Raw genomic sequence first — 10,823 nt, forward strand, 5'->3', positions numbered from 1 at the left:
CAAGGGCGCCTTCGGCGTCGCTCACGCGATGGGCTTCGACCCCGTGCTGTCAGTGCCGCCTTCTACAGTGCTTCCATGTCAGACAACGAACGGCCGCCGAACCGCAGGCTGGTGGAGGCCGTGTATCCCGCCGGCACCCACCTCGACTACTCCCGCGCCTCCTCCAACGGGATGCGCGGCAACGTACGCGACGACCGGGACAACTCGCTCATCGGCCAGGCCGAACTCTTCGACGCCCCCGACCGGTACGCCGACGGCTACCACGACGGCTACGACCACCGATCCCACGACGGCGAGTTCCGCCGCTACTTCATTGACGCCCTTGCCCGCGAGGTGACCCTCTTCTTGGGGGACCTCGTTTATGCCGCGGCGACCCGCGGCATCGACGCCGCCCGCCCACGCATCAACGCCTGGGTGCGCCAACGCGTGGACAAGCTGCGCAGCCGCTCAACGAGGGTCGCTGCAGCCGCCCTCCCCGAGCCCGCGCAGGAACCCGGTCCCGAGCACGCACCGCCGCGACCGGCCGCTGCGACCGCGGTCCACCACCGGGTGGACCCCGTGCTGCGCGCCGACCAGGGCGATACCTGCGCGAACGCCGCCCTGGAGCGGATCAGCGCTCGGGCGGTCGAGGTCCACGGGATGGCCGCGCACTACGCCGCTGACCTGCCCGCGGCCGACGCCGCCGACGAGGCCATGCGCCAGGCCGTGGCTGCGGCTGCGGCTGCGGCTGCGGCTGCGGCTGCGCCCGGACTAGCCGCCGCCGCTCTCCAACTCATCGCCTCTGACGAGGCGCTGGGCCTGACCCCTGAGCAGCAGATGTACATGTGGGAGCGTGCCGCCGAACTCGACCTCGCCGTGGTCGAAGACCTCACTGGCGCCCACACCATGCCGGCAGAGGTCGTCGCGCCGCAGCCCTTCGGCCGCGAGTAGGAGCGTGATGCCCCGGGCCGGCGGATCCGAAGATCATTCACGGAATTGCGGTCAGAACCAAACTCAACGAGTCTCATCAACGACCGAGGCGAGCATCGCGCTGTTCGGGTGGATGGACGGTTTTTACAACTCTCGGCACAGCCAGAAACGGCTCGGCTACCTCAGCCCACCGTTCGAATGGAAGCACCACACTGACCAGGCAACGTCCGAACGCACCAGAAAACCGAGAACCCCTGGCCATCCGATGAAAGTAACCACCGCACGTAGGGTGAACCTCAGACAGCACCCTCGGCCGCCTGCCGGTCCGCTTCGACGGCGCCCCCTCGATCCCATACATAGTGGTCCAGATCAAGAGCGGCGTCGCCCATTTCCTCGCTTGTCCCGAACAAGCTCTGCGGCGACCCACTGCTCGAATTCGCCGATAGGGACTACTGGCACGCTGGAGGCAAGCACTCGGGGAGCCATGAGATCCCTGCTGGTGACGATGGCGGATGTAACAGTCCAGCTGGTGGTATCGCGATCCCTGAGGAAGTGAGTCAACGTTGCCCCAAGGTTCTGGCGTACCCACGCTGTGCGGCGACCAAGTTTGAAGAGAGCGCTTTTGTCGCCGCGCAATAGCGCATCGGCTTCGTTGGCCATTTCGGTCGGATTACGTGACATCTCGAAATCCTTGGCTTCAATAACGATGATCACACGTCTAGCCGCGTTGATACCAAGCGCATCGATGTCGCCCAGATCGTGCCCCTCGGCCGACACGAGTCTACGTCCCGCGATTTTAGAGACACCCCTGACAGCGATGGAACAGCCTCCAGCCCTGAGTGTTTCGACGACATGCGCTTCGAAGGCCTTGTTCTCGTCCTGCCGAATCACTCCCAGCAGTTTCTTCATCGCTGATGATGTGCTGCGCAATCGTCCGGAGTAGATGAGGTTGACCCAATACGAGCCACTGCTCCAAGTGTGTCTGGCTCCCCAGACGAGTTGAGAGCCGTCCCCTGTGCCCACGCGGATAAGCGGGCGTCGAACGTACGACCATTCACGGTTGTAGCGCCACGGCCACGCATCGGAGTTGACAGAAAGGAACTTGGCCCGGGGACGCAGTGTGAGCTGATCGAGGAAGGTCTGCGCTTTCTCATGTTCCCAGTGCAGCGTCGTGGACAAGTGATCGGCAACAACCGACTCTGCAAGGGTGTAGGGCTCTGACTGGCAGCGTTCATCCCCCAGAGCGATGACCTCGCCGACGCCCTGGGCCAAGTCGGTGAGAGAGAAGCCGAACTCGGCGACCATTGCTTCTTCTACTGGTGCGGTGGGCCCTTGGGGCCCGGATCCCCGGCGGGAATGACGAGTCGGTGCCGTAAGCAGGAGTGCCTCTGCTCGGGCTGTAGCAAGGGCGTTGGAGCCTGATTCGTATTGGTCGCCGCGGGAGACACCGAGTCGGCCGGAGGCCAATAAGGCAAGTTGAGCCTCTGAGAAGTCGTGGTGAATGGCTTCCGAGAGAGTGGCACGAGAGATGAGTTCTGCAGACAACGCCATGAGGTGGTCGTACGTGTCCAGGGTGAGTGACGAGTCTCCACTGGGAGGTTGGGCAGCGACGTATTCGATGAGGAATCGACTGGCCTGAGCAGCTTCCACTTGGCGCTTGGTGGTCCTGACAAGGTTCTCGGCCGGCTGGCTTGCCTCTCCGAAGCAGGCGATGCGCGATGGGAGGATCTGGTCATTGAAGGCCTCGTCGTACAGGAGCGCTTCGTGCCGCAAAATCAGCGACTCGACGAGTCCCTCGGCCGCCAGACCGGCCACCATATCCTCGATGAGCGCGAAGTAGTGCCCCACGACCTTCTGCAGAACCTGGGTACGCTTCTCCGAGGGGATGGTCCCCACTGGCGTACCGGCGCTATCGAGGTACCGACCCAGTTCGTCAAGAACCGTGGCGGAAGCGGCAGATTGTACCAGTCGAGCCGTAGGGAGTGGACCGGGGCGCAGCGGAAGGCATGGGTTCAGTTCGACGTGCAACATCTGTTTGGGACCCTCGGGCGCCAGTTGATCGACGAGCGCGTCAAGATCCTCGTCAGCCAATCCGGCGGTTTGCGTGATGCCTCCAAGCAGGGCTCGTAGCAGGATGCGGTCGGCTCCATTTGCGTCTGCGAGAAGGCTGGCCATGCCCTCCGCGTAGAGGCGCAGATCGACGAGCCCAGGTTCGGCGCCACGGACGCCGACCCAGGGACGTTCACTTTCTGTACCAGGATTGCCGTCCAACGCAGCCCGCCACGCTGAGGGATCGTCGAAGGAAAGGCTCACGTACAGCTCGCCCGTAGACGCGGCTAGCGGCAAGAGCTCGGGGCGGGCGGTGGAAATCTGCCAGGTCCAGAAGGCTGCTGCTTCTACCGTCAGGTGATGGAAACCCTCCAGCCCGTCGGCAACCTCATGGTCGCCAGCACCCAACCACACATTTACGTCTAAGACTTCGACGAGTCTCCCCACCTCGGGTACGTCTGGAAGAGGTCGATAGATCGGCGCAGTAGACGTGCCGTATACGGAGACCACCGGCACGAAGACAGGCCTCTGCGGGCTGGGAACGTCATGACGGTCGTAGCGTTGCTGAACTTCAATGCGCAGCGCTCGAGAGTGGTCCTGTTCGACGAGAAGCATCGTAGGTCTCGCGTCGTCTGACACGTAGTAGCTGTACTCACAGCTCCGGAAGAGCCCGTAGTTGTCCAGTGCGCTCCACGACTGCACACGAGTCGTCTCGTGCAACTCCGTTTCGGCTTGCGCAAATCGCCATAGGAACAAGGGGTCTGAGCCATCCAGCTCTGCCATGACCTGAAGGTCGCTGAGAGAGGTCACGACGACCGGGCCGGTGCGACGCTGGTCCGCGAGTCCCAAGAACGAGGATCGGCCCACGCCTTCGTTGATGATGAGGCGAAGAGTGCACGCGTCCTCGGGAAGAGGCGGGCCGACAGGGTCAATGACGTTCTGCACCCGCAGACCAAGATCCCGGATGGGCCAGTGACCTGCCGGATTGGTCTCGTCGTAGTCGGACAGGTCATCCATGACCACGGCAAGGTCGAGGATCTTGTCCTCAGCAAACGTGAAGGTGCGGCGGGTGATCAGGTTGTCACCCACCTGTTGAGCCGGCCCTGTCGGGACTGCACCACACAACGTCAAAAGGCGGCTGGTGTCTCTCATCGCCTGATAGCACAGTAGGCGCGCAAGCTGGGGTCGGCATGCGTGCAACCCGGCTTGAACGATGAGTTCATGGCGCAGCGCCGTAACCAGTTCGGCTGGATTTGCGACGATCAAGCCATCTTCCATGAGGAGAAGAGGTTTGACTACGAGTCCATCGTCCGGCTCTGGTCCCGTGGTGAGCGTGTGCTCGCCCGGCCGGATACCCCATCCAGCGAGGAGATCGGCGGAACTGGCCGGCAGCAGGTCAGACAGGTCCGTGAAGCGATAGCGGACGGCTTGCCGCAGGGCGGTGAGGGTCTTCTCTCCCGGAACGAACACCTCGTCACTGTGTCGCTCCGGCGGAGCGATACCCCGGTGAAGCCCGGCCCGACGCAGCATGGCGTCGCTCAACCTCAATGCCGTGTGCGCCCACAACTGTGTCTCCTTGACGAACTGCGCCGGCAATCCAGCCTGTCCATCAGGCCCGAGGATGCTCCGCAGCATGAGATCGAGGGTGTGAGCACACCGTGATGTCAGTCCTTGCGCGACGAGACATGGCCCGCCGTGGAAGGAAACCTCGGCGGTGTACAGGTCGTCGTACAAGTCTTCTTGGGCACGGATCTGAGAGCCGCTAACCAGGGGATCCTTGAGCAGCGCTCGGAGCTTGCTGGGTGACAGCCGGGGTGCATCCGGACGGCTGGGGAGGCACGCCCCGATGGAAGCAAGGCGCTGAAGCCTCACAAGGCGCGGAATGTTCTGAGGAATCAACTGCAGAGCGGCTGCCGACGCGACAAGCACGGGGCCATCTACATCGCGCCAAGGGCGGCCGGTCAAGCGGGCAGCGGTCATGCGCGTCTCCTAGGGCTGGCGGACGATCCTTGATGCAGCCGAAGAAATCACTGCGACCAGCAACAAGCGCCTCCGTGCGTCACGGTAGCGCCCAGGACTGACAACGGACGCCTCTTCCCAACCCCGAACGTCCGGCGCCTACGGGATCGAGTTCACCAGGCGCTCGGCATCGCCGACGAGGAACCGGCTCACCCCGTCACTCACTCACAGTGAGCATCCAAGCTCATGATTCGCCAACTATGTCTCTCATGATTTGCCAACAAGGATTCTCCACGCGCTCCCGACCTGCGCGTCTCAGTCCATGATTCGCCAACTAAAGTTCTCGGTCACACGCCAGAGCCGAGGGTTCGCGTAACCGGCTGCTGACCGACGCGGCGGGGCTCGCCCAGCCGGTCCACTTCTTCCCGCTGGTCCCGGACCTGCCGGCCTCGCTGGACGAGCCGCGACGACTCGGGGCGGGGCTCGCCAGCTCGTGGCCGGGGCCGGTGGCGGGCTGATCGAGGCGGTGCCCGGCGCCGTGGACGGCGTCCCGGCGGTGATCCAGCTGGTCAGGATGCTGCTGGGCAGCCGGCCCGGGCAGGCGTTCCTCGGCTCCTGGACCGTACCGAGGGCGGCGTCCGGCACGGTCGCGAAGGTGCAGGCCGCCGAGGGTGCCGCGACCACGAACAGGGGGACGCCCACTTCCCCGACCATCCGCTCACCCTCGTGCGCGCCGCCCTGCACCGGATCACGCCCACGAGCACCTTCGACGACCGCTTCAAGGCCCTGCCGCCGTTCGACGGGCTGGGCACCCCGGAGCCGCTCCCCCACCCGCCGCCGTCCGGGCGCGGCTGGTTCCGGGGCCGCGAGGGTGCCTGAGGGGCGCGGGAGGCCCGGCGGGTGCGGGCCGGTGTCGCCCGCGCCCGCCGGGATCCGCTAGCGCTGTCCGATCCGCAGGAAGGTGATCGAGTTCGCCGGGAAGGTGTAGGTGAACTCGCGCGCCACCCCGTCGAACGTGGACTTCACCGGCGTGACCGGTGTCTCGGTCTCCGAGTTCACCGCGTCGGGGTCCGCCGTCAGCGTGGTCACGCGGGCCTTGGACGCGACCTTGGCGCCGCCCAGGTCGATCGCCGTGCGGGCCGCCGTGGACTGGGCGTTGACGACCTTGACGATCAGGTCGCCGGTCTTCTTGTCCTTGGTCACGACCTGGCGGAACGGCTCGGCCGGCTTGTCGTCGGTGAAGCTGCCCCACTCCTGTCCGTCGAGGTACAGGGTGACCTGGCGGCCCCTCACCTTGATGTCGATGTCGTAGGCGCGGCCCGTCTCGACCGACCCGGCCTTGGAGATCAGCGTCGACTTGCCGCCGTCCACGGCCTGCTCGACGGCGGACTGGGTGTTGTTCCAGCCGCCGAGGTTCCACCAGTAGTAGTTGCCGGTGTCCTTGACGCCGAAGGCGACGAGGAAGCCCTCCTTGCCGGACTTCTTGGTGGCCTTCACATGCAGGTCGTAGTCGTGCCACTTGGTGTCGCCGGCCGAGACCATGGTGTTCTCGGCGGCCACGTCGGTCTGGACGTACTGCCCGTCCTGGACGCTCCAGCTGCCGCCGCCGGTGTGGGTCCACTGCGAGGCGTCACCGGAGAAGTCGTCGCTCAGCAGGGCGTTGCCGTCGGCGTCCGTCACCTTCACGTCGTCGTACGCCGCCGTGGTCGCCCAGGTCGACAGGCCGACCGCACCCGCGATGGGGCCCGTCAGCGACGGTGTCCCGGTGGCCGCGGAGGGCACCACGCGGTCGCCGACATTGGTCATGAAGAGCTTCTGGACCTCGTAGTTGGCGGAGTTCCAGGAGGCGTGGTTGTTGAACCAGACGAGGTCCGGCTGCCACTGGACGTAGTCCTCGTTGGCGAACAGCGGGGCGTACGAGGCGAGTTTGACGACGTCCGCGTTGCGCTCCAGGCCGGTCATGAAGGCCGCTTCGGCGAGACCGTTCTTGAAGGCGTTGCCCCGGGAGGCGTACTCGCCGAGGAAGACCTTCGGACCGCCGCGGTCGTAGGAGTCGTAGCGGTCGTTGTTCTGCAGGAACCACTGCGTGCTGTTGTAGTAGTGCTCGTCGACCATGTCGACCTTGGCGTCCTTGTTCAGCTGCCAGGCCGTGTCGAAGGTCGAACCGGCGTCGTCGGGGCCGGAGTTGGAGATGACGGTGATGTCCGGGTACTTGGCCGCGATGGCGGCGCGGAACTCCTTGAAGCGGGCGAAGAACTCGACCGGGAGGTTCTCCTCGTTGCCGACCTCGATGTGGGTGAGGTGGAAGGGCTTGGGGTGGCCCATCCGGGCGCGCTTCTTGCCCCAGGTCGAGGTGACCGGGCCGTTGGCGAACTCGATGAGGTCGAGGGTGTCCTGGATGTGCCGCTTGAGCAGTGCGTCGTCGTCGACGGCCTGGTTCTGGCCGCAGCCGGTCACCAGGGCGGGGACGACGGGCAGCGGCATGGCGCCGATGTCCTCGGAGAGGCGGAAGTACTCGTAGTAGCCGAGGCCGTAACTCTGGTTGTAACCCCAGACGTTGGAGTTGGTCGCGCGCTCCTCGACCGGGCCGATGGTGTCCTTCCACTGGTAGGAGCGCTTGCGCTGCCAGTCGGAGGCCTCGCTGTAGTCCTCCATCGAGCCGGTGTTGACCAGGCAGCCGCCGGGGAAGCGCACGAAGCCCGGGTGGAGGGCGGCGATCTTCTCGGCGAGGTCCTTGCGCAGGCCGTTCGCCTGGTGCTTGTAGGTGTCGCGCGGGAAGAGGGAGACCATGTCGAGGGCGGCAGCGGCCGAGGAGGCCACGGTCAGGCGGCCGTTGCTGCTGGTGCGGGTGGCGGTGAAGGTGGCCTTGTACTTGGCCCAGCCGCCCTTCGCTGCGACCCGGCGGGCGGTGGCGAGGCTGCCGTCGGCGTCCTGGAGCGAGACCGTGAGGGCCGTGCCGCTCTCGGCGCGGGCCCACACGGAGAAGTCGTACTTCTTGCCCTCCTCGACGTGGACGCCGGTGTTGTATCCGGCGTTGGTCACGGCCGAACCGGCGGCCAGGGAGAGGTAGTTGCGGTTGCGCGCGTTGAGCCGGCCGTCGTCGTTCACGACCTGTCCGGTGCCGTCGACGGTCCAGGAGGTGAGGGGGGTGTACGAGCGGTTGTCGTCCGTGGAGTACTCGAAGGACCGGTTCTGGACGAGCTCGGCGTACAGGCCTCCGTCGGCGGCCCGGTTGATGTCCTCGAAGAAGACGCCGTACATCGTGTCGTCGATCTTCGCCCCCTTGGCGGTGGGGTCGACGGTGATGGCGTAGTCGGCGGTGTCCTCGGCATGGGCGGGGGCCGGCATGAGACCGGCCGTCACCAGGAACGCGGTGGCGGCGAGGCCGAATCTCCAGCGGGTGCGTGACATGGATGCTCCGCGGCTCGATCGGGGGTGCTGTTCGACATATCAGACGCTGATCAACACTTCGAACGGCAAGATAGGGAGGAGGATTCGCGAGGTCAACGGGTCGCGCGGTACCGAAAGTGTCGGAAGGGAGGAACGAGTGGGCGGATTCTGGCCAGTGCCGGAGGTACTGACGTACCTGGCCGGGAGTTGGCGGGTCGAACGTTCCGTGCGGGACCTGGCGAGCGGGGACGCCGGGCACTTCTCGGGCACGACGGTTTTCGGCCCATGGGACGGCGAAGGGCTGCTGCACCAGGAATCCGGCACCTTCACCTGGCAGGGCGTCACCCGCCCCGCCGAGCGCACCTTGCGCTTCCTGCCCGGGACTTCGCCGTCCGAGGCCGAGGTCCGCTTCACCGACGGCCGCTACTTCCACGACCTGGACCTGACCTCCGGCCACCACATCACCGACCACCCCTGCGCGGCCGACCTCTACCGCGGCGAGTTCACCGTCCTCGACCAGCACCACTGGCGCACGGTGTGGCGAGTGGGCGGCCCCACCAAGGACCTCGTCCTCACGACCGAGTACGCACGCGAGACGCGCGCCGGATCAGGCGAAGGCTGAGCGCTGAACTCACGGGCCACGGACACGCGTCGCGACCCGAGGGCAACGCCTGCGAAGGCCGGACCGCGAGCGCGCGGCACGCGTCACGTCCCCAAGGAAAGGCCGAGGCCACACTCACAAGCCTGGCTTCACACCCGCGAGGGCCGGGCCTGCACCGCACCGAACGGGGGATGCGGACCCCACCCACGACGACCCGAGCCACACCCGCAAGGCCCGGCTTCACGCCCGCGAGGCCAGGGCGCACAAGCCGTCGGGCGGAGTCAGAACCACATCCCCGAGGGCCCCAGCCACATCCCCGAGGCCTGACTTCACACCCGCGACGGCCGGGCCGGCTCCGCACCGAACGGGGCCCCGGACCCCACCCGCGACGACCCGAGCCACGCCCGCAAGGCCAGACTTCACGTCCACGAGGCCTGGGCGCACAAGCCGTCAGGCGAAGTCAGAACCACATCCCCGAGGGCCCGAGCCACGTCCCCAAGGAAGGGCCGAGGCCACACTCACAAGCCTGGCTTCACACCCGCGAGGACCGGCACCGCACCGAACGGGGCTACGGACGCCACCCGCGACGACCCGAGTCACGCCCGCAAGGCCTGGCTTCACGTCCGCAAGGCCTGGGCGCACGAGCCGTCAGGCGGAGTCAGAACCGCATCCCCGATGCGACGACTCGGGGCACGGCACCGCGGGCGGAGCACCCGCCGAGCTCACGCCCGTGTCGGCTGGGCCTGGGTGCCGTCGAAGCGCAGGTTCCAGCGGCGCGCGTGGCCGGTGACGGTGGTCGTGGAGAGGGGGCGGACGTCGATGTTCCAGTACGTCGACGGCGGCGCCTTGAGGGCGTACACCACCGCGGCGCGGACCACCGAGGGCTCGGCGACGGCGACGATACGGCCGCCGTCGTCCACGGGCCGGGTGTCGAGCCAGCCGCCGACGCGGGAGATGAAGGCCAGCAGCGACTCACCGCCGTGCGGGATGCCGCGCGGGTCGGCCAGCCAGGCGTCCACCGCCTCCGGTTCGCGCGCCATCGCCTCGCCCAGTGTCAGCCCGCGCCAGCGGCCCATGTCGCAGTCCCGCAGGGCGAGTTGCACGAGCGGGGCGTAGCCGAGCGCGTCCCCGGTCGCACGGCTGCGCGGGGTCGGTGAGCAGTAGCGCAGTTCGGCCGCGGCCAGCGGCAGCAGGTTCCCCGCGGCGCGCTGCACCTCGTCCCAGCCGGCCTGGTCGAGCGGCCGGTCGTCCTCGAAGCGCTCCGCGAGCAGCGGGGAGCTGCGGGCGGCTGCGACGAATGTGACCCGAAGTGACATGCGGCGATGGTGAGTGGAGAAAGTGCGCAGGTCAAGAGGTGTTACCCGGGAGTTACGCAGGGTTGGCGGAACCTTACTGCAAGGTCAGGACCTGCCGGACAACTCACCAGAAACGAGGGACCTTAGTAGAGGTAGGCCATCCAGTGATCGGGGTTCGCGAGCGGCGCGAAGCCGGCCTTCTCGTACACCCCGTGCGCGTCATGCGTGGCGAGCAGGATGCGGCGCAGCCCGTACGGCCGCAGCTCCTCGCGTACGGCATCGACGAGCGCGGTCCCGATCCCCTTGCCCCGCACGGACGGATCGACGTACACATCGCACAGCCACGCGAAAGTGGCCCGGTCGGTGATGATCCGGGCATACGCCACCTGCTCCCCCGAAGCCGTCTCATAGACCCCGAAGTTGAGCGATCCCCCGATCGCCCTGTCCTGCTTCTCCCGGGGGCGGCCGAGCGCCCAGTACGCGTCGGTGGAAAGCCAGTGGTGGACGCGGGCGGCGTCGATACGATCGGGGTCGGTGGAGATCTCGTAGCCGGCGGCGAGGTCGTTCATGCCGGGATCCTCGCAGGGCGGGAGGTCCGGGTCGAACGGTTTCCCGGGGGC

The 10,823-nt window shown here is 66.8% G+C and carries 7 protein-coding genes; 3 read left to right on the top strand and 4 right to left on the bottom strand.

Translation table 11 applies throughout. The features are described from left to right. The first annotated feature begins 75 nt into the window (after positions 1-75). On the top strand, positions 76-930 hold the full coding sequence (locus OG381_RS11425; RefSeq protein ID WP_327716000.1) for a hypothetical protein: 855 nt from the start codon (positions 76-78) through the stop codon (positions 928-930). A 348-nt stretch (positions 931-1,278) separates the two neighbouring features. On the opposite strand, the gene OG381_RS11430 is transcribed toward OG381_RS11425, so the two are convergent. Beyond that, complete coding sequence (locus tag OG381_RS11430; RefSeq protein ID WP_327716001.1) at positions 1,279-4,938, bottom strand: hypothetical protein; 3,660 nt, start codon at positions 4,936-4,938, stop codon at positions 1,279-1,281. A gap of 705 nt (positions 4,939-5,643) precedes the next feature. On the opposite strand from OG381_RS11430, the gene OG381_RS11435 reads away from it, so the two are divergent. Next, positions 5,644-5,796, top strand: coding sequence for a hypothetical protein (locus tag OG381_RS11435; RefSeq protein WP_327716002.1), 153 nt, complete (start codon positions 5,644-5,646; stop codon positions 5,794-5,796). A 57-nt stretch (positions 5,797-5,853) separates the two neighbouring features. On the opposite strand, the gene OG381_RS11440 is transcribed toward OG381_RS11435, so the two are convergent. Beyond that, positions 5,854-8,328: an alpha-L-arabinofuranosidase C-terminal domain-containing protein gene (locus tag OG381_RS11440; protein ID WP_327716003.1), complete on the bottom strand. Its 2,475-nt coding sequence runs from the start codon at positions 8,326-8,328 to the stop codon at positions 5,854-5,856. A gap of 136 nt (positions 8,329-8,464) precedes the next feature. Here OG381_RS11440 and OG381_RS11445 point away from each other — a divergent pair, with 136 nt between their 5' ends. Beyond that, positions 8,465-8,929, top strand: a complete 465-nt coding sequence (locus tag OG381_RS11445) for a DUF6314 family protein (protein WP_327716004.1) — start codon at positions 8,465-8,467, stop codon at positions 8,927-8,929. Positions 8,930-9,630: 701 nt separating this feature from the next. Here OG381_RS11445 and OG381_RS11450 read toward each other — a convergent pair. Further along, positions 9,631-10,224, bottom strand: coding sequence for a histidine phosphatase family protein (locus tag OG381_RS11450; RefSeq protein WP_327716005.1), 594 nt, complete (start codon positions 10,222-10,224; stop codon positions 9,631-9,633). A 122-nt stretch (positions 10,225-10,346) separates the two neighbouring features. Continuing rightward, positions 10,347-10,772 (bottom strand): GNAT family N-acetyltransferase, encoded by a 426-nt coding sequence (locus OG381_RS11455; protein ID WP_327716006.1) that lies wholly within the window; start codon positions 10,770-10,772, stop codon positions 10,347-10,349. Between the last annotated feature and the right edge of the window lie 51 nt (positions 10,773-10,823).

Origin of the sequence: Streptomyces sp. NBC_00490 (assembly GCF_036013645.1) — a bacterium.
GTDB lineage: Bacteria > Actinomycetota > Actinomycetes > Streptomycetales > Streptomycetaceae > Streptomyces > Streptomyces canus_F.